The sequence below is a fragment of the Novosphingobium pentaromativorans US6-1 genome (assembly GCF_000767465.1).
Taxonomy (GTDB): domain Bacteria; phylum Pseudomonadota; class Alphaproteobacteria; order Sphingomonadales; family Sphingomonadaceae; genus Novosphingobium; species Novosphingobium pentaromativorans.
This window is the reverse complement of sequence record NZ_CP009292.1, coordinates 302899-320840: the sequence shown is the minus strand read 5'-3', so window position 1 is coordinate 320840 and position 17942 is coordinate 302899. Positions and strand designations below refer to the sequence as shown.

The following is a 17942-nucleotide window of genomic DNA, read 5'->3' as shown; positions in this document are numbered from 1 at the left end:
TGTGCAGCCAGGGGCGCGTCAGGCGCAGACCAGTGCGAGCGCCGGGTCGCCCTTGGCCTCGTAAAGCGCCTTGTCAGCCGCGAGGAAAAGGGCCTGTGGGTCGAACCCGATCTCGGCTGAAGTCTCACGGGCGCTTCCGACTGGGGCATGAGCCAACCCGACCGATACTCCCAGTGGCAAAAGGTCGCCATTCCATGCCACCGGCAAGAGCAGATGCCCGATCACGGTGCGAAGCTCGGCCTCGCTCACAGAACCCGGTCCTGCTGGCGGCAGCAGCACGGCAAATTCGTCCCCGCCGATCCGTGAGATCAGGGACGCGTGCGGGAATGCGCGGCGAAGGCGTTCGGCAAAAGCAGCGAGGCAGGCGTCCCCTGCGGCATGCCCCCACCAGTCATTGATCTTCTTGAAGCCATCGAGATCGAACAGGAGCAGCGCTCCGACGCGATGGCCCGTCGCCAGAGGTCCCCGATCAAGGAAATCCTGAAAGCGCCCCCGGTTGGCAACGCCGGTCAGCGCATCGCACTCGGCCTGCAATCGCAGGCGCTCCCATCGTTCACGATCCTCGGTGACGTCCTGCTTCATGCCGTAAAGCGCTTCGGCCCGGCCATTCGGAGCACGCGTGGCAGCGGTGATCCTGATCCATCGCTCGAAGCCATCGGGACGGACGATGCGGGCATCGAGCGTGAAGTCCGAGCAGGTCTCGATGGCCCGGGATCGCTTGTGCTCAAGCAATTCGCGCGATTCCTCGTCGTACATCTCGAGCACCAAGCGCCGGTCGATGTCATCCTGCGGGGAAAGTCCGAATAGATCGAAGACCCCGCCGGTCCAGGCCAGTTCATCGCTCGGCAAGTTGCAAGACCATGCCCCCATCGGGACAAGGGAGGCAGCCTGCTCATAGAGCCTCAGCGAATCTGGGCGATCATCGTTGATGGCCTTTGTGCTGTCCTTGATAGCTGCGTCGGCGTGGAAGTGAATCATCGGCCCCGTTCTTGCATGCGGTGGGCTGGCAGTCCCGCGAGCGGGTGAAAGCAGACCGTAAGCCGAAGAAGTAAATGGCGCGTTTACCGCCGGTCATTACCAACTCAGTTCGAAGACGACGTGTCCTTCATCGACTTGAGCCAGTCGCTCAGGTTCATCGGGAAGGGAAAGACGATCGTGGAGCTGTTGCGCTCATTCGCAAGAACGTTGAGCGTCGAGAGATAGCGCAGCTGCATCGCTTCTGGCGTCGCGCTCAGGATATTGGCCGCTTCCAGCAGCTTGGCCGCTGCCTGTTGTTCGCCTTCGGCATTGATCACCTTGGCGCGCCGTTCGCGCTCGGCTTCGGCCTGCCGCGCGATCGCGCGGATCATGGATTCGTCGATGTCGACATGCTTGATCTCGACATTGGCGACCTTGATCCCCCAGGCGTCGGTCTGCTTGTCGAGGATTTCCTGAATGTCGCTGTTGAGCTTGTCGCGCTCGGCCAGCATCTCGTCGAGGTCGTGCTTGCCGAGCACCGAACGCAGCGTCGTTTGCGCCAGCTGGCTGGTCGCCTGGATATAGTCCTCGACCTGGATGATCGCGCTCTTGGGATCGAGGACACGGAAATAGACGACCGCATTGACCTTCACCGAGACATTATCGCGGGAGATCACGTCCTGCGTCGGTACATCGAGCACCACCGTGCGCAAATCCGTGCGCACCATCTGCTGCACGAACGGGATGAGAATGATAAGGCCCGGCCCCTTGACCGATGTAAAACGCCCGAGTGTGAAAACGACGCCGCGCTCGTACTCTCGCAGGATCTTGATCGCGGACCACAGGAAGATCAGGACAATGAACAGGAGGGGGACGTAGAACCCCAAGTCGCCGACGATTTCCATCTAGATACTCCTCCTGGTGAAAGACATGGTCAACTCGGTCTGGCCACCTGCAGCTGCAGGCCGCGAATGCCCTCGACGACGACAAGCGCTCCGCGCTCGAGGTTTTCGGGTCCGGTCGCGACCCATCGTTCCCCATGGGCCAGCACGTGACCGAAGCGCCCTTCCCAATCGAGGACTTCTCCGTGCAGGCCGATCATGCCCTGCTCGCCCGTTTCCACCCGCATGCGCTGCGAGCGCATACCGAGCCTGGCCGTCACCGCGATCACCAGCGCACCTGCCACGGCCAGCGCCGCTATCACCGAAGCACTCACCTGGAAGGCCGGAACATCGGTATCGATGAGTAGTGCCGCGCCGAGCACGAAGGCGATGAGGCCGCCGATGCCGAGAATGCCGAAGGAGGGTGCAAAGGCTTCTCCCACCATCAGCGCAAGACCAAGAAGGATCAGCGCGCCGCCGGCCAGGTCGACCGGAAGCGCCGCCAGCGCGTATAGCCCCACGAGCAGCGAGATAGCGCCCACGGTGCCGGGAACCATCGAGCCTGGATTGAGGAACTCGAACAAGAGCCCGTAAACCCCCACCATCATCAGGATCAGGGCGATATTGGGATCGGTAATCGTCGCCAGCACGCGGTCGCCAAGGCCAGGCTTCAAGTCCACGACCTTGATGCCCGTGGTGTCGATAGTGCGCGCCTTGCCGGCGATTGTCACAACCATGCCGTCGATCTGGCGCAGCAGCGAAGCGCGGTCCGGGGCGATCAGGTCGATGACGTTCTTTTCGAGCGCGGCCCTTGCCGAGAGGCTGGCCGCGCCGCGAACCGCCTCCTCCGCCCATTCAACATTGCGACCGCGCAGTTCTGCAAGCGAGCGGATATAGGCCACGGCATCGTTTACGGCCTTGCGCTCACCGGCATTGGCGGGCTGCTTCTGCTTGGCGTCCTTGTCCTCGTCGGGCGAGCCGCCCACGCCTCCAAGCTGGATCGGCGTGGCCGCGCCCAGATTGGTGCCGGGAGTCATCGCCGCGATGTGGGCTGCATAGGCGATGTAGGTTCCCGCGCTGGCCGCCCGCGCGCCGCTCGGATGAACGTAAACGACGACCGGCATCGGCATCGCGAGAATGTCCTGGATGATCTGGCGCATCGAGGTATCGAGGCCTCCGGGGGTGTCCATCTCGATCAGAACGAGCTGTGCGCCCTGTTCCCGCGCCTTCTGGAACCCGGCGGCAAGGTAGGCCGCGCTGGCCGGTCCGATGGCACCGTCGATGCTCATGGCCACGGCTGTTGGCGAGCGTCCCTGAGCATCGCTGGCACTAACCGGCACGCACATCAGCAAAGCGAGCATGACCAGCCAGAAGACCCTTCTGCCCGCTGCGGTCAGCCTTTCAATTGCCTGTCCCATCTCGTGCAACTTTCGGCCGCATCGAAGACGGCCCCAGTTCGTCATGCACCTGTCTCGGTGCTGGCACTTTCATAGCACAACTATCGGCAACAACGGAATCTTCCGCAGAACGGACCCGGCCCGCCCGAGACCGCAGCTTGCGAAAACGGCGGCAAGGTCATGCCCCGCCGCCGCAATTTCCTCGCTTATGGTCAATGCCCCTGATCGGGGCCCTGCCCTCAAACGGGATAGTCTTCGGTATCGATCGTGCCGCGCATGACTTCCGGATAGCGATGTCCGGTCACCGTCTGCTGGTTGATCAGCGCATCGGCGCGATCGAGAACGGATGCGTCGACGGTCATGCCGCCTGCCGCATCGTTCTGCGCCCAATGATCGATCGAGCGCGTGCCCGGGATAACATGGATATTGTCCGAACGCGAAAGTACCCAGGCCAGGGCCAGCTGCGCCGGCGCCAGTCCCGCTTCACTGGCCAGCGCGTTGAACTGCTCGATCAACTCGAGGTTCTTTTCCCAGGCACCCGGCAGGAAGCGCGGGTGGCTGCGCCGCAAGTCGGTTTCGGCAAGGGCCGAAACATCGGTTACGGCGCCAGCGAGCGCACCGCGCGCGACCGGCGAGAAGGCAACCAGGGCAATGTCCAGCTCTCGCGTGGTTTCAAGCACGCCAAGTTCGACATTGCGCGTCCAGAGCGAGTATTCGGTCTGCACCGCGGCCATTGGATGGACCGCATGGGCTTCGCGAATATGCGCCGCGGACCATTCCGATACACCGTAAGCGCCGATCTTGCCGGCCTCCATCGCCCGCACCATGGCCCCAACCGAGTCCGCGATGGGCATCCTGGGATCGAAGCGGTGCATGTAGAACAAGTCTACGTGATCTGTGCCGAGACGCTTCAGGCTGGCATCGAGCGAGGCTGCGATGGACTCGGGGCTGCAGTCGATCCCGCGACGCGGGCCGTCGACGACGATTCCGGTCTTCGTTGCAAGGAAGAATTCCTCGCGACGATTGCCGATCGCTTCCCCGAGGATCTCCTCGGAGACGCCCTTGCCATAGATGTTGGCCGTGTCAAAATGGCCGCAGCCCTTGTCGAGCGCGTGGCGGAACAGGGCCAGGGCATCCTCGCGGCTCGGCGCGTTGCCGTAGGCCCAGGCCACGTTCATGCAGCCCAGCCCGACCGGGTTGAGCGCCTTGCCGGCGAGGTTGCGCTGCATCATCAGGACCAACCGTCCTGCGCGTCGAGCTGCGCGGCGAGATCGCCCAGCACGCGGTAGCATTCGAACACGCTCTGGACCGAGCCGTTGGGCTCACGGCCTTCGCGGATCGCGGCAACGAACTCGCGATCCTGCAGCTCGATGCCGTTCATCGAGATGTCGACCTTCGATACGTCGATCGGCTCTTCCTTGCCGTTCACCAGGTCGTCGTAGCGCGCGATGTACGTGCCGGTGTCGCCGATATAGCGGAAGAAGGTGCCAAGCGGACCGTCATTGTTGAACGACAACGCGAGGGTCAGGATCTGGCCGGCCTCGGTCTTCAGCTGGATCGACATATCCATGGCGATGCCGAGTTCCGGGTGCTTGGGGCCCTGCAGCACGTGACCGGCAACCACCTTGCTGCCGGTCATGTACTGGAAGATGTCGACGCTGTGCGCGGCGTGGTGCCAGAGCAGGTGGTCGGTCCACGAGCGCGGCTCGCCCTTGGCGTTGATGTTCTTGCGGCGGAAGAAGAAGGTCTCGACGTCCATCGCCTGGATATTGAACTCGCCCGCTTCGATGCGCTTCTTCACCCACTGGTGCGAGGGATTGAAACGGCGGGTATGGCCAACCATGCAGACCAACCCGGTTTCCTGCTGCTTGGCGAGCACGGCCTGGGCATCGGCCCAGGAATCGGCGACCGGAATTTCGACTTCGACGTGCTTGCCGGCGTCCATCGCCTGGATCGCCTGCCTGGCGTGCATCGGGGTGGGCGTGGTCAGGATGACCGCGTCGATGTCGTCGCGCTTGAGGGTTTCCTCATAGCTATCGCTGACATCGGCAATGCCGTGCTTGTCGGCCAGCTTGCGGGCCTCTTCCAGCGATGCGCTGACAATGGTGACGACTTCGACGTCATCGACCTGGGCAAGCGCGTCGATGTGCTTTTCGCCGAAGGCTCCGGCGCCGACGAGGGCAATACGCATGGGATTACTCCTTGGAAAACTCTTGTGATTTCAGCTTATCAGCGACTGCGCTGCGGCATTGTTTCCTTCCAGCGTAGGACTGGGAGGAACCGTGCCGTCGACCGGTTCGAGCACGATATGCCCGATTGCGGTGTTCGAACAAGGTACGTGGTAGTGACGGTGCAGGCACTTCGTGCTCTTGCCGAGCGCGCCGCGCATGATCAGCCACATGACCATTTCGATCCCTTCGGACCCGGTCTCGCGAAGGTATTCGATGTGCGGGATCGAACGCAGGGACTGGGTATCCCCGACAAGGCCGTCCATGAACCTGTTGTCCCACTCGGCATTGATAAGGCCCGCACGCTGCCCCTGGAGTTGGTGGCTCATGCCGCCGGTGCCCCAGATCTGCACGTTGAGATCCTCATCGAAGCTGTTGACCGCGCGGGCAATCGCCTCGCCCAGCGCCCAGCAGCGGTTGCCCGATGGCGGCGGATAGGTAACGACGTTGACTGCGAGCGGAATGACCTTGACCGGCCACGCCTCGGGCGCACCGTACATCATCGTCAGCGGCACAGTCAGGCCGTGATCGACATCCATCTCGTTGATGATCGTCATGTCGAATTCGTCGAGGATGAGGCTCTGGGCGATGTGCCATGCCAGATCCGGGTGGCCGATGACGTCGGGCACGGGGCGCGGGCCCCAGCCTTCGTCGGCCGGCGCATAGCGTTCACCGCAGCCGATGGCGAAAGTCGGCACGATGCTCATGTCGAATGCCGAAGCGTGATCGTTGTAGACGAGGATCACGACATCCGGCTTTGCCTCGTCCGCAATCCACTTCCTGGTCCAATCGTAGCCGTCGAAGATCGGCTTGAAGTAGGCGTCCCGGTCCTTGCCCTGGTCCGCCGCCACGCCGAGCAGCGGCACGTGGCTCGAGCCGACGCCTGCAGTAATGCGCGCCATGTCAGTTTCCTTCCCGCTTGGAGCGAACGCCCTTGGGCGAGCGGCCACCGGCATTCATCATCGCCTGATAGTCTTCCACGCTCATTCCGGTCATCGTCGAGACGGCCTGCACGAAGCTGAGGCCGTCGGTGGAGAAGACCTTGGAGAGGAAGTAGATGTTCCCGCCAAGATCGAGCAGCCGGTTGTAGTCGCGATCGAGCACTGCCTGCTTTTGTTCCTCGCTCATCGGCCATTCGTCGAGATAGGCGCGCTCGTCGGCCTTCCACCGCTCGCGGTTCTCGGGCTTCATCAGGCTCATCGCGAACTGGTTGAGGTGATAGCCCTTGCGCGCCCGTGCCGCCGTGTAGACGCGGGTTCCCGGAATGTCCTCGAAGTCGGCGAGATATTCGTGGATGTCCTTGTAGCTGCTCATCCATCGACCTCCTCGGCCGCGCGCATCTTGCGCGTGATGATCTGGCGCGCGCGCACGCCGCCTTCGTCGATGCGATAGGCCGCCAGCTTCTTGCCCGGGTTCGCAAGGATGGCCGCCTGCTGCGCTTCGAGAATCTCGCGGTCCTCGGCAAAGACGCCGCCCTGCTGGGCCTTGAACCGCGCAGTGAAGCCGGTGTCGTCGATGTCGAAGTTGCGTGCCATGCCCCAGAAGTAGTGATGGCTGGTCTCGGTTTCGGGCGTCATGAAGTCGACCACCATGCCGCGAACGCCCTGGTCGTGATCTTCCAGCGTGGCACCTGCATCGACAGGCGCGACACCGACGTCGATCATGACGGCGGAGGGCAGCAGGAACTGGCAGATCTGCCAGCGGTCGACCGGTCCGGGCTTTTTGAGAGCATTGCGCCAGAACGGCGGCGCGTCGATCCCCGGCATCCAGCGCGAAAGGAAAACGCGCTCGTCTTCGACCCGGCATTCGAGCGGCGCCTCGAGGATCTCTTCCTGGCCGATGGAGCTGGAGTGCACGTAAGTCTCGTGCGTGAGGTCCATCAGGTTATCGATCATCAGGCGATAGTCGCACTTGATCGGATAGTAGCCACCGTCGAAGACCCAGCCCTTGGTGCTGCACGGCCAAAGATCGGGAATCAGCGCGGGGTCGGCCTTGTCCTTTTCGCCCACCCAGATCCAGATGAAGCGGTGCTTTTCCGCGACCGCGAAAGTCTCGGCGCAGACACGCTTGTTCACCGCTTCGGACTTGAGCGGCATTTCTTCCGCAACGCCGTCCGGCCCGAGTTTCAGGCCGTGATACTTGCAGCGGATGGAATCGCCTTCGCGAATGCCCATCGACAGCGGCAGCAGGCGGTGCGGGCAGGCATCGCGCATGGCAACGACCGAACGGTCAAGCTTGCGGTAGAGCATGACCGGTACACCGCAGATCGTTCGTGAAAGCGGCGCGGAATCGACCTCCGCATCCCATGCGGCAACGTACCACTGATTGGTAAGCCAAGTGCTCATGGCCTCAGAGCCCCCTTTCCTTGAGTTGTGCATCGAGGCGCGGGAACACGCGGCGCGCGTTGCCCTCGAAGATGGCGTGACGCTGCTCTTCGCTGATATCCAGCGCGTCGACGTAACGCTTGGTGTCATCGAAATAGTGCCCGGTCTGCGGATCGATGCCGCGCACCGCGCCGACCATTTCCGAGCCGAACAGGATGTTCTTCGTCTCGATCACTTCGGCCAGCAGGTTGATGCCGGGCTGATGATAGACGCAAGTGTCGAAAAACACGTTGTTCATCAGGTGCTGGTCAAGCGAGGGCTGCTTGAGCATGTCGGCAAGCCCGCGATAGCGGCCCCAGTGGAACGGCACAGCGCCGCCGCCGTGCGGAATGATGAAGCGCAGGTTCGGGAAGCGGCTGAACAGGTCGCCCTGCAGCAGCTGCATGAAGGCAACCGTATCGGCCGCGAGGTAGAAGCCGCCGGTCGCGTGCATCGCCGGGTTGCACGAACCCGAAACGTGGACCATCGCCGGAACGTCCAGCTCGCACATCGCTTCGTAGATCGGGAACCAGTATTCATCGGTCAGCGGCGGATGTTCGAAATGGCCGCCCCCCGGATCGGGATTGAGGTTGCAGCCGATGAAGCCGAGTTCCTCGACGCAGCGGCGCAGTTCCTTGACCGAAGCCGTAAGGTCCGCCTTCGGGCTCTGCGGCAACATGCACACGCCCACGAACGTCTCGGGGTAGAGCTTGGTCACGCGGTAGATCAGGTTGTTGCAGTGCTGCGCCCACTCTTCGGACACAACCTGGTCGCCGACGTGGTGAGCCATGGCCGACGCGCGCGGGGAAAAGATCGTCAGGTCGGCGCCGCGCTCCTTGATCAGGCGCAGCTGGTTCTGCTCGATCGTCTCGCGGATCTCGTCATCGGAAATCTCGGGATAAGGCGGCGGCGCCTCGCCCGCCTTGAAGGCGGCCTTCTGGGCCTCGCGCCATGCATCGTGCCCCTTGGGCAAAACCGTGTAGTGACCGTGGCAGTCAATGACCAGCGTCATTGCCCATCTCCTCTCTTGAATGTGCCAGTCGCCGCGATTCCGGCGAGCTTGGCTTCGTAACCTTCGGGAAGCGGCGTCATTGCCAGCTGCCCGAGCGATCGCTGCCAGTTGACGGTATTATCCGTCATCAGCGGGTCGATTCCCAGCGAACGCAGCATCTGCGCCGCTTCCTGCATCTCGGCTGCACGGCGGCGGCCATGGATCAACATCCGGTCCAGGTTGTAGTCGGCCCTTTCGGCCCAACCGACCGACTTCTCGCTGGCATCGAGCGACGCGAGAACCTCTTGCGCCACGCCCTCGGCATGCGCGGCCATCATCATTTCGGCGGTCAGGGCCTCAAGCCCCTTGACCATGACCGAACGCACCAGCTTGATCGCCGATGCCCGGCCGACCTGCTCGCCCACCGTGCGCACATTGGCGAAACCGGCCTTACCGAGCAATTCCTGCGCCTCAGGCGCCTTGGCACCCGAAACGAGCAGCGGCACCTTCATGCGCGCTGGCTCGACAGGGGCAAGCACGGCGACGTCGACGTAGTGCCCTTTACCCTCGGCCACGGCCTGCGCCGCAGTCCGCTTGGTATCGGGAGCCACCGAATTCATGTCGCAGAACAGCGCGCCCTCGCCAAGCAGGGGCGCCGCCGCGCGCGCCACTCGCGCCGCTGCATCCGCGGTAACCAGCGAGAGAACAAGCTGCGCACCTTCAAGCGCTGCAGCAAGACTATCGCAGGCGATAATGCCTTGCGAATCCATCGCATCGTGCCGCGACGGTTCGATATCGAAAGCCCTGGCATTGCCGCGCCATTGCGCACCTTGCGCAAAGGTCGATCCTGCCTCCCCAAACCCAATGAGAGCTATGGAATTATTCATGCAACCTCAATGCCCGGCCATCAGCATCAAGACCAATCGGAACTGGCTTTGCGATATAATCTAAGACTAATCCACCCTCAGGCAGCGGACCTGTTTCAAGGGGCTGGACTACTCGGCAATTTCCGTTGAAGCAGCTTGCAGATCCGCGAAGAACTCGGCCTGGACCTCGGTGGGGCGCAGCGATGCTCGCGTCGTCATGCCGATGGTGCGCTCATAACCATGCGGCAAGCGAGCCAGTTCGCGGACCCATCCTGCCTGCACTTCGACCTGCATCTGATCGGGCGAAAGCAAGGCCAGAAAGTCTGAGTTCATCATCACCTGGCGGATCATCAGCGCCGATCCGGATTCCACGGGCACTTCGGGAAGCGCCTGCCCATTCTCGGTAAAGTAGCGCTCGAAACTGTCGCGCAGCGGTGTACCGCGCGGAGCGAGGCAGAAGGGATAGTTTGCCATCTGGGCCAACGTGGGGATGCCCTCGCCGAGAGGATGCCCCTTTCGCGCAAAAATGGCCGGCGCATCGTCGAACAGTGGGCGCTGGACGAGGTCTTCCTCGATCAGCGGATCACGCAAGGCACCGACGATGACATCCAGCGAACCATTGCGCAGCGGCTCGACCAGCTCAGCGCGCGAGCCCTCGACAATCGTGAGCTTGACCTGCGGACGACGTGAGAGGAACCGCGCCACGGCCGCCGGCAGAACGCGCGCCCGCGACAGCGGCATGGCGCCGATCGCGATCCGCCGCGTCTCATATCCCCGAAGCGCCTCCACTTCGGACAGGCCAGCCTCCAGCTCGACCCGGGCGAGCCGGAATTCACGGGCGAGCTGGTTGCCCGCTTCGGTCGTAATGACGAACTTGCCCCGTCGCACCACCAGCGGTCGGCGCAGCGCCAGCGCCAGATCGTTCACCGCGCGGTGTATCGACGGCAGCGACAGGCCGGTCTCCTGCCCTGCGCCGGCATAGCTTCCGGTCTCGGCCAGCGCGAGCAAGGCGCGCAGTCGCGACATCGTCACGTGCGGGCTCTGGATATGGGCGAGCGCGGTAATTATGCGCGGCGCTAGGACATCTCCGGCACGAGTCGGAATCATCCCGTCGTGCCGGCGCTCGAACAGCGGCAGGCCAAGCATGGCCTCGAGACGACTCAACGCCTGTGTTATTGCGGGCTGACTGAGATTTACAGCGGCCGCGGCCGCATTCACGGTCCCGAGTTCCGCGATTTTCGCCACGGCCCGCAAGTGCCGAAGGTTGAGACTCCATATTTCCATGCAGACACTCTTAGCCAAAACCAATCGCTAGTCCAAAGTTTCTCTTTCCCTCTAGGCCAGGGGTCATCCATCTGTGCAGGGAAGCAGAGGAGTAGATTGATGAGCGGTATTGTCGTCCAGAACATCGAACGCGCGGCCCCCGAGGTGATCGACGGCCTGGCCCAGTGCGGCGTCGCCACTGTTCACGAAGCGCAGGGACGCACCGGCCTTCTCGCCAGCTACATGCGCCCGATCTACGCAGGCGCCCGCATCGCCGGTTCGGCAGTGACGATCAGCGCCCCTCCGGGTGACAACTGGATGGTCCATGTCGCCATCGAACAGCTCAAGGAAGGCGACATCCTTCTGCTGGCCCCGACCAGCCCCTGCGAAGACGGCTATTTTGGAGACCTGCTGGCCACCAGCGCCATGGCGCGCGGCTGCCGTGGCCTCGTCATCGACGCAGGCGTGCGTGATGTGCGAGACCTTACCGAGATGGGTTTCCCCGTCTGGTCGAAGGCCGTCTACGCGCAGGGCACCGTCAAGAATACGCTCGGCTCGGTCAACGTCCCTGTCGTTTGCGCCAACGCGGCCGTGCAGCCGGGCGACGTGATCGTCGCCGACGATGACGGCGTCGTCGTCGTGCCGCGCGAAAAGGCCGCTGAAGTTCTCGAGAAGGCCCGTGCACGCGAAGCCAACGAAGGCGAAAAGCGTGAGAAGCTCGCCGCAGGCGTCCTCGGCCTCGACATGTACAAGATGCGCGAGCGCCTCGAGAAGGAAGGCCTAAAGTATGTCTGACGTCCAATCCAGCGCACCCGTCATGTGGATGCGCGGGGGGACATCCAAGGGCGGCTACTTCCTCAAGGATGACCTGCCCACAGATACCGCGGCGCGCGATGCATTCCTCCTCGGCGTCATGGGCTCACCCGATCCGCGCCAGATCGATGGCATGGGAGGCGCCGACCCTCTGACCAGCAAGGTCGCGGTCGTCAGCAAGTCCACCCGCGAAGGGATCGACGTCGATTACCTGTTCCTGCAGGTCTTCGTCGACCAGGCCATCGTCAGTGATGCGCAGAACTGCGGCAACATCCTCGCCGGGATCGGCCCCTTCGCGATCGAACGCGGCCTCGTCGATGCCAGCGGCGATGAAACCCGCGTTGCGATCTACATGGAAAATACCGGCCAGGTCGCCGTTGCCACCGTGCAGACGCCGGGCGGCCAGGTCTCCTACGCCGGAGACGCAGCGATTGACGGCGTGCCCGGCACCCACGCCCCCGTCCCGCTCGAGTTTCGCGACACTGCCGGATCCTCGTGCGGCGCGCTCCTGCCCAGCGGCAATGCCGTCGACGTCGTCAACGGCGTGCCCGTAACGCTGATCGACAACGGCATGCCCTGCGTAGTGATGAAGGCTGAGGACGTCGGCATCACCGGCTACGAGGACCGCGACAGCCTCGATGCCAATACCGAGCTGAAGGCGAAGATCGAGGCGATCCGGCTTGCCGTGGGCGAGACGATGAACCTTGGCGACGTCAAGGAAAAGTCAGTCCCCAAGATGATGCTGGTGGCGCGTCCGAAGAACGGCGGCGCGATCACGGTTCGCAGTTTCATCCCGCACCGTGCCCACGCCACGATCGGCGTCCTGGGCGCTGTCTCGGTCGCCACCGCCTGCCTCATCGAAGGCTCGCCTGCGGCAGAGCTGGCCGAAATCCCTGAGGGTCTCCGCAAGACGCTCTCGGTCGAACACCCGACCGGTGAGATGTCCTGCGTCCTCGAAACCGACGAGGGTGGCAACGTCAAGACCGCTGCTCTCCTTCGAACTGCCCGCAAGCTGATGGACGGGATTGTCTATGTCTGATCGTATCGTTTCCTGGCACGGCGCGCCGAGCAAGCCTGGCTATACGCCGCCGGCAGGCGCCGTCGACGCGCATTGCCACGTCTTTGGTCCGATGGCGCAGTTCCCGTTCAGCGCCAAGGCGAAATACCTTCCCGAAGATGCCGGGCCGGACAAGCTCTTTGCCCTGCGCGATCACCTCGGTTTCACGCGCAACGTGATCGTCCAGGCGAGCTGCCACGGCACGGACAATGCCGCCACGCTAGATGCCATTGCCAAGTCGCAGGGCAAGGCGCGCGGCGTTGCCGTCGTCGATCCGGCAATTTCCGAAGCCGATCTTGCCGCGCTGCACGAAGGCGGCATTCGCGGCATTCGGTTTAACTTCCTCAAGCGCCTCGTCGACGATGCACCCAAGGACAAGTTCCTCGAAGTAGCCCGCCGTCTGCCAAAGGGATGGCACGTTGTAATCTACTTCGAGGCCGACATCCTCGAGGAACTGCGCCCGTTCATGGACGCGATCCCGGTCCCCCTCGTCGTCGACCACATGGGCCGTCCCGACGTGACCCAGGGGCCGGACGGAGCCGACATGAAGGCATTCCGCGCTTTCCTTGAGAGCAGGGACGACATCTGGTTCAAGCCGACCTGTCCAGATCGCCTCGACGCGATCAAGGAAGGTGGCAAGGGCGATCCCTGGGACGCCTTCGCCGATGCCGTCGCGCCGCTGGTCGCCGACTATCAGGACCGCGTGATCTGGGGCACCGACTGGCCGCACCCGAACATGCAGGACGAGATCCCCGACGATGGCCACATCGTCGACATGATCCCGCGCATCGCGCCTACCGAAGAGCTGCAGCGCAAGCTCCTCGTCACCAACCCGATGCGCCTCTACTGGCCCGAAGAACTATAAGGTACCAGTATAGCCGAGACAGACAGGCCCCGTCGGAGCGATCCGGCGGGGCCTTTCGTTTGATCGTCAACCGATGGAAAGCCGAAGCGCTTTCGGGCTTCGGAAGTTGGACGACGCGGCAGGGCGAATAAGTGGAAGAGCAGGTCGACCGTTACTTTCGAGCCGAACTCGCCTACGAAATCGAAGCTCTCGCGGCCCTCCAGTGCCGCAAGATGCATCCGCGCCGAAGCCTTGGCAGGCGCGATCAGGTGGTCGAGCGCCCGTTTGGTCACAGCCGACTGGATCAGACCGCGCAGACGGTCATGTCGCGGCGGATCGAAACTTCCCAGGGTCGACCCCGCGCGTCCCGGGAACTCATCGACCAGATTGCCCTTTGCCGAACTGTAGATCCGCCAGTTGGGCAGGGCGGCAAGGATATCATCGTAGCGCGAGAGCACCCATTTCCCGGCCTGCTCGCTCCAGAAGCATGGATATTCGTCGCGCAGGATCTTGTAGGCCGGAAACTGGTTTGCATCGATGCCAGGCGAATAGGGATCGAATGTGAAACCCGGGTCTTCAAGTACGTCCATGCGACTCTCCCGCCTTCTAAGTGTCAGACCGATTCCAGCAGCATTGTCGCAGCGGCGGTGTTGGAAATAGGGATGTGGTAGTTGCGATGCGTCTCGCGGGCATTCTCGCCCAGCGCTCCGCGTGCGGCAATCCAGTTCAGGATTTCGACGCCCTGCGATCCTGCAAGGCGCACGATGTCCCGCACGCTGTCCCGGGTGAGCGCGTCGGGATCGTCGGCAAGGTTGTCCATGCAGAAGCGATCGTATTCGGGGTTCATGAAGCCTGCGCGCTCACCATCGAGCTGATGCGAGAGGCCACCCGTACCGATGACCACGATCTTCTCGTCACCCTGCCAGTTCGACAATGCCTTGTGGACGCTCCGTCCCAGCGCAAGGCAGCGCTTCGCTGATGGAAGCGGGAATTGCACCGTATTGATCGCAATCGGCACCAGCTTGACCGGCCAGGCATCGGCATCGGGCCAGGCCAGCTCGAAAGGCAGCGACAGCGCATGATCGACCAGCATCGATTGGCATGTCGTCACATCGAATTCGTCATCGACCAGCTGCTCGATGACATGCCAGCTGAGGTCGGGATGGCCGGCAAAGGGCTTGTACACGGGCAGGCCCCAGCCTTCGTCTTCATTGCGGTATTCCCTGGCTGCGCCCACCGCGAATGTCGGCATCTTGTCGAGGAAGAAGTTCAGCCCGTGATCGTTGTAGAAGCACACGGCCACATCGGGTTTCGTCTCGGCGAGCCACTCACGCACCGGCGGGAAGCCATCGAAGAAGGGCTTCCAGTATGGCGTTTCCTGGTCACCGCGCATGATTGCACCGCCGATGGAAGGAACGTGGCTGGTGAAGTAGCCGCCCAGGATCTTTGCCATGATCTTATTTCCCTTCCTGCAATGGTTGCGCCTGGTCGAGCAGCATCTGCTTGAAAGCCTCGACCGTCATTCCCGTCTGCTGTGCGCCGACGTCCTGCACGTTGAGGCCGAAAATTCCCGCCAGCTTGGCGAGATAGTAAATGTTTCCGCCGGCCTCGATCATCGCCAGCACATTCCGCGCGGCAACGGCTTCGCGCTGATGCGGCGTCAAGCCGAAGCGTTCGCAATAGCCGGACTCATCGGCGATGAAGGCCGCCCGATTCCTGGCGTCGTTGAACGAATAGCACATGGCATTGAGCTGGTAGCCCTTATCCGCGGCCTGGCCATCGAACAGCGGCGTGCCCGGTATTGTCGCCCTCTTGCTTTCGCCAGAGCCAGCGAGGTTCCTCGTCCCATCCATACCCTGCAACTCCATCAGACATTTTCGCCTTGAGGAGAGCCTGGCGCACCTTGCAGTCCGACCTGTTGACCTGGATCAAGCAATCGGGACGGCGACGTCAATCCTGCAACATTGCAATCAGAATTAGCGCAGACTTATACCCAAAGGAGGAAGTATCGGCTTCTCGAACGAAAAAGGGAAGGCTTTCGCCTCCCCTTCGTCCATCCTCCGGTTGCGACCCAGAGGAGCTGCAGGATATGCCTTCAGACAGGCAGGCCCACGTAATTTTCCGCAATCGATCGCTGGGCGGCTTCGCTCGAAGCGATGTAGTCGAGTTCGGCTACCTGCATGCGGCGCTCGAACGGGCCATCTTCCGGGAAGCGATGCATGAGCCGCGTGAGCGACCAGCTGAAACGCTCCGACTTCCACACTCGGGCCAGCGCCTTTTCCGAATAGCCGGCAATCGCATCGTTGTCGTTCGACTTGAAGAAGCCGAGCAGTGCTTCGGCCGCGTAATGGACGTCGCTGGCAGCCAGGTTCAGTCCCTTGGCGCCGGTGGGCGGAACGATGTGCGCGGCATCGCCGCACAGCAACAGACTTCCATGGCGCATGGGCTCGAATACGAAGGAGCGCAGCGGCGCAATCGACTTCTCGAGCGAAGGGCCGCGAACGATGTGCGCGGCGGCATCGGGGCCGAGGCGGATAGCCAGTTCGTCCCAGATGCGATCGTCCGACCAGTCCTCGATTTTCTCGGTCAGCGGCACGTCGATGTAATAGCGGCTGCGCGTATTGCTGCGCATCGAGGCAAGGGCAAAGCCGCGCTCGTGGTTGGCGTAGATCAGCTCGTGATTACAAGGCGGCACATCGGCCAGGATGCCCAGCCAACCGAAAGGATAGACGCGCTCGAAACTCCGTCCGGCGGAGGCGGGAATGGCCTGCCGAGAGGGACCATGGAAACCGTCGCAGCCGACAATGAACCGCGCGTCGATGCGATGCGTGCTGCCATCGCGGGTGTAGGTCACGTAAGGCGCATCGCTCACGATATCGTGAAGCGCGACATCCGCGGCCTCGTAGATCACCTCGACGCCGCGCGGCTCGGACGCTTCCATCAGGTCGCGTGTCAGTTCGGTCTGGCCATAGACCATGACCTGCTTGCCGGTCAGTTCGGCAATGTCGATATGGATCAGACGCTCGCCATCGGCGAGGTTGAAACCGTCATGCGGAAGCCCCTCCGCCTTCATTCGCGCGTCGAGGCCGAGGCGTTCCATGAGGCCGACGGTTACCTGCTCGAGCACACCGGCGCGGATGCGCGACAGCACGTAGGGGCCCGACTGTCGCTCGAGAACGACGCAATCGACGCCCTCAGCCTTGAGAAGGTGACCCAGCAACAGGCCAGCAGGGCCGGCTCCGATAATTGCAACCTGTTTACGCATTTGCCTTCGTCCTCAAACGGCGCACTTTGATCAGGTGCGTCCGATACCCCCTGGAAGATGGGCCTTGCAGGGCTCGACAGGAAGGCACCGCGAGGCCAATATGCCGGTACTTTCAGGACACCGCGCATGACCCTAAACCCGATTCCGAACTTTCTGCTCTATGGTGAGGATGAGAGTGAACCCGCGCCGGATTTCGCACATATTGAGACGATCGCAGCAAGAAGTGCCCTGTATGACTGGGAAATATCACCCCATCGCCACCTTCACAGCGTGCAGGCCCTGCTGGTATCGCAGGGACAGGTAGAGTTCCGCTGTGACGATCTGGTCCGGACTCTGGAGGCGCCTTGCTTCATGGTCGTCCCGATTGGAAGCGTTCACGGCTTCCGGTTCTCGCCCGAGACCTTGGGCCATGTCCTGTCCCTGTCGCCAGGCTTCATAACCCGGGCCGGCGATGCAACCGATCCCATGCTGCACATGCTCACACGCGGGGCCAGCGGCACGGTTCCGCGCGCAGACGAGAAGCGCGTCGAATGGCTCTGCCGGGAGTTACTGGCCATCCAATCCGACTGGCGCACGCCGCAGCCGCTGTTCCTCGCCCTTGCCGAAGCGCTCATCCGGTCGCTGCCGGGCGAGAAGGAGGAAGACGGAGTCCTTCCTGCGGAAGACGCCCGGCTGTCCGGCTTTCGCCAACTGGTCGAGTTACACTTGCGCGAACATCGGAGCCTTGGCTGGTACGCCGAACGACTGGGCGTCACCGACAAGACCCTCACCCGCATTTGCCGCAAGAGGCTGGACTGCACGCCTGTCGAACTGATCCACGCCCGGCTCATACTCGAAGCGCAGCGGCTGCTCTTCTTCAGCAATGCCAGCATCGTCGAAGTCGCCGACGACCTGGGTTTCTCCGACCCGTCCTATTTCTCCCGCTTCTACCGCCGCATGACGGGCAGGCGGCCACTGGCCGACAAGTCGGGCAGCCGGGCGGGCGGGGACGAGCGGTCGCCGGGCTAGCACTTGCGG

The 17942-nt window shown here is 62.9% G+C and carries 19 protein-coding genes; 4 read left to right on the top strand and 15 right to left on the bottom strand.

The annotated features are described in order from the left end of the window. Positions 1 to 18 precede the first annotated feature (18 nt). The 11 genes from JI59_RS20195 to JI59_RS20145 all read right to left on the bottom strand — a co-directional run bounded on the left by JI59_RS20195 (position 19) and on the right by JI59_RS20145 (position 10967). On the bottom strand, positions 19 to 978 hold the full coding sequence (locus tag JI59_RS20195) for a GGDEF domain-containing protein (protein ID WP_007014526.1): 960 nt from the start codon (positions 976 to 978) through the stop codon (positions 19 to 21). A gap of 104 nt (positions 979 to 1082) precedes the next feature. Then, complete coding sequence (locus JI59_RS20190; RefSeq protein ID WP_007014527.1) at positions 1083 to 1862, bottom strand: slipin family protein; 780 nt, start codon at positions 1860 to 1862, stop codon at positions 1083 to 1085. A 29-nt stretch (positions 1863 to 1891) separates the two neighbouring features. Further along, positions 1892 to 3256, bottom strand: a complete 1365-nt coding sequence (locus tag JI59_RS20185; protein ID WP_007014528.1) for an NfeD family protein — start codon at positions 3254 to 3256, stop codon at positions 1892 to 1894. Between the two features lie 218 nt (positions 3257 to 3474). Then, positions 3475 to 4467, bottom strand: a complete 993-nt coding sequence (locus tag JI59_RS20180; protein WP_039858166.1) for an aldo/keto reductase — start codon at positions 4465 to 4467, stop codon at positions 3475 to 3477. After that, complete coding sequence (locus JI59_RS20175) at positions 4467 to 5426, bottom strand: Gfo/Idh/MocA family oxidoreductase (RefSeq protein ID WP_007014531.1); 960 nt, start codon at positions 5424 to 5426, stop codon at positions 4467 to 4469. The genes JI59_RS20180 and JI59_RS20175 overlap by 1 nt, the downstream gene beginning before the upstream one ends. A gap of 30 nt (positions 5427 to 5456) precedes the next feature. Next, positions 5457 to 6365, bottom strand: a complete 909-nt coding sequence (locus tag JI59_RS20170) for a class III extradiol dioxygenase subunit beta (protein ID WP_007014532.1) — start codon at positions 6363 to 6365, stop codon at positions 5457 to 5459. Between the two features lies 1 nt (position 6366). Beyond that, positions 6367 to 6777 (bottom strand): protocatechuate 4,5-dioxygenase subunit alpha, encoded by a 411-nt coding sequence (gene ligA / locus JI59_RS20165; protein WP_007014533.1) that lies wholly within the window; start codon positions 6775 to 6777, stop codon positions 6367 to 6369. Then, a complete protein-coding gene (locus JI59_RS20160) occupies positions 6774 to 7808 on the bottom strand; it encodes an aromatic ring-hydroxylating oxygenase subunit alpha (protein WP_007014534.1) in 1035 nt (344 codons plus the stop codon). The genes ligA and JI59_RS20160 overlap by 4 nt, the downstream gene beginning before the upstream one ends. 4 nt (positions 7809 to 7812) lie before the next feature. Continuing rightward, positions 7813 to 8838, bottom strand: a complete 1026-nt coding sequence (locus JI59_RS20155) for an amidohydrolase family protein (protein WP_007014535.1) — start codon at positions 8836 to 8838, stop codon at positions 7813 to 7815. Next, positions 8835 to 9704 (bottom strand): NAD(P)-dependent oxidoreductase, encoded by an 870-nt coding sequence (locus JI59_RS20150; RefSeq protein WP_007014536.1) that lies wholly within the window; start codon positions 9702 to 9704, stop codon positions 8835 to 8837. The genes JI59_RS20155 and JI59_RS20150 overlap by 4 nt, the downstream gene beginning before the upstream one ends. 108 nt (positions 9705 to 9812) lie before the next feature. After that, entirely contained in the window at positions 9813 to 10967 is a 1155-nt protein-coding gene (locus JI59_RS20145; RefSeq protein WP_039858102.1) for a LysR family transcriptional regulator, read from the bottom strand. Positions 10968 to 11066: 99 nt separating this feature from the next. On the opposite strand from JI59_RS20145, the gene ligK reads away from it, so the two are divergent. Genes ligK through JI59_RS20130 form a run of 3 tightly spaced genes read left to right on the top strand, consistent with a single transcriptional unit; the run spans position 11067 to position 13681 of the window. Further along, positions 11067 to 11741: a 4-carboxy-4-hydroxy-2-oxoadipate aldolase/oxaloacetate decarboxylase gene (gene ligK / locus JI59_RS20140; protein ID WP_007014538.1), complete on the top strand. Its 675-nt coding sequence runs from the start codon at positions 11067 to 11069 to the stop codon at positions 11739 to 11741. Next, positions 11734 to 12798 carry a 4-oxalomesaconate tautomerase gene (locus JI59_RS20135; protein ID WP_039858104.1) on the top strand — a complete coding sequence of 355 codons (1065 nt, stop codon included), beginning with the start codon at positions 11734 to 11736 and terminating at the stop codon, positions 12796 to 12798. Before ligK ends, JI59_RS20135 begins: the two co-directional genes overlap by 8 nt. Further along, positions 12791 to 13681, top strand: coding sequence for an amidohydrolase family protein (locus tag JI59_RS20130; protein WP_007014540.1), 891 nt, complete (start codon positions 12791 to 12793; stop codon positions 13679 to 13681). The genes JI59_RS20135 and JI59_RS20130 overlap by 8 nt, the downstream gene beginning before the upstream one ends. Here JI59_RS20130 and JI59_RS20125 read toward each other — a convergent pair. From JI59_RS20125 to pobA, 4 genes are all read right to left on the bottom strand, one after another. Continuing rightward, on the bottom strand, positions 13660 to 14250 hold the full coding sequence (locus tag JI59_RS20125) for a cytochrome P450 family protein (protein WP_007014541.1): 591 nt from the start codon (positions 14248 to 14250) through the stop codon (positions 13660 to 13662). The two genes, JI59_RS20130 and JI59_RS20125, sit on opposite strands and share 22 nt — an antisense overlap. A 23-nt stretch (positions 14251 to 14273) precedes the next feature. Beyond that, entirely contained in the window at positions 14274 to 15113 is an 840-nt protein-coding gene (locus JI59_RS20120; RefSeq protein ID WP_007014542.1) for a class III extradiol dioxygenase family protein, read from the bottom strand. 4 nt (positions 15114 to 15117) lie between these two features. After that, positions 15118 to 15513, bottom strand: a complete 396-nt coding sequence (locus JI59_RS20115) for a protocatechuate 4,5-dioxygenase subunit alpha (protein ID WP_052118010.1) — start codon at positions 15511 to 15513, stop codon at positions 15118 to 15120. 242 nt (positions 15514 to 15755) lie between these two features. Then, positions 15756 to 16925 carry a 4-hydroxybenzoate 3-monooxygenase gene (gene pobA / locus JI59_RS20110; protein WP_007014544.1) on the bottom strand — a complete coding sequence of 390 codons (1170 nt, stop codon included), beginning with the start codon at positions 16923 to 16925 and terminating at the stop codon, positions 15756 to 15758. Between the two features lie 126 nt (positions 16926 to 17051). Here pobA and JI59_RS20105 point away from each other — a divergent pair, with 126 nt between their 5' ends. After that, positions 17052 to 17933, top strand: a complete 882-nt coding sequence (locus JI59_RS20105; protein ID WP_039858105.1) for a helix-turn-helix domain-containing protein — start codon at positions 17052 to 17054, stop codon at positions 17931 to 17933. Positions 17934 to 17942: the final 9 nt, after the last annotated feature.

Coding starts and splice junctions, on each gene's coding strand:
- JI59_RS20195 (WP_007014526.1), bottom strand. CDS start 978: ATGATTCACTTCCACGCCGACGCAGCTATCAAGGACAGCACAAAGGCC.
- JI59_RS20190 (WP_007014527.1), bottom strand. CDS start 1,862: ATGGAAATCGTCGGCGACTTGGGGTTCTACGTCCCCCTCCTGTTCATT.
- JI59_RS20185 (WP_007014528.1), bottom strand. CDS start 3,256: ATGGGACAGGCAATTGAAAGGCTGACCGCAGCGGGCAGAAGGGTCTTC.
- JI59_RS20180 (WP_039858166.1), bottom strand. CDS start 4,467: ATGATGCAGCGCAACCTCGCCGGCAAGGCGCTCAACCCGGTCGGGCTG.
- JI59_RS20175 (WP_007014531.1), bottom strand. CDS start 5,426: ATGCGTATTGCCCTCGTCGGCGCCGGAGCCTTCGGCGAAAAGCACATC.
- JI59_RS20170 (WP_007014532.1), bottom strand. CDS start 6,365: ATGGCGCGCATTACTGCAGGCGTCGGCTCGAGCCACGTGCCGCTGCTC.
- ligA (WP_007014533.1), bottom strand. CDS start 6,777: ATGAGCAGCTACAAGGACATCCACGAATATCTCGCCGACTTCGAGGAC.
- JI59_RS20160 (WP_007014534.1), bottom strand. CDS start 7,808: ATGAGCACTTGGCTTACCAATCAGTGGTACGTTGCCGCATGGGATGCG.
- JI59_RS20155 (WP_007014535.1), bottom strand. CDS start 8,838: ATGACGCTGGTCATTGACTGCCACGGTCACTACACGGTTTTGCCCAAG.
- JI59_RS20150 (WP_007014536.1), bottom strand. CDS start 9,704: ATGAATAATTCCATAGCTCTCATTGGGTTTGGGGAGGCAGGATCGACC.
- JI59_RS20145 (WP_039858102.1), bottom strand. CDS start 10,967: ATGGAAATATGGAGTCTCAACCTTCGGCACTTGCGGGCCGTGGCGAAA.
- ligK (WP_007014538.1), top strand. CDS start 11,067: ATGAGCGGTATTGTCGTCCAGAACATCGAACGCGCGGCCCCCGAGGTG.
- JI59_RS20135 (WP_039858104.1), top strand. CDS start 11,734: ATGTCTGACGTCCAATCCAGCGCACCCGTCATGTGGATGCGCGGGGGG.
- JI59_RS20130 (WP_007014540.1), top strand. CDS start 12,791: ATGTCTGATCGTATCGTTTCCTGGCACGGCGCGCCGAGCAAGCCTGGC.
- JI59_RS20125 (WP_007014541.1), bottom strand. CDS start 14,250: ATGGACGTACTTGAAGACCCGGGTTTCACATTCGATCCCTATTCGCCT.
- JI59_RS20120 (WP_007014542.1), bottom strand. CDS start 15,113: ATGGCAAAGATCCTGGGCGGCTACTTCACCAGCCACGTTCCTTCCATC.
- JI59_RS20115 (WP_052118010.1), bottom strand. CDS start 15,513: ATGGATGGGACGAGGAACCTCGCTGGCTCTGGCGAAAGCAAGAGGGCG.
- pobA (WP_007014544.1), bottom strand. CDS start 16,925: ATGCGTAAACAGGTTGCAATTATCGGAGCCGGCCCTGCTGGCCTGTTG.
- JI59_RS20105 (WP_039858105.1), top strand. CDS start 17,052: ATGACCCTAAACCCGATTCCGAACTTTCTGCTCTATGGTGAGGATGAG.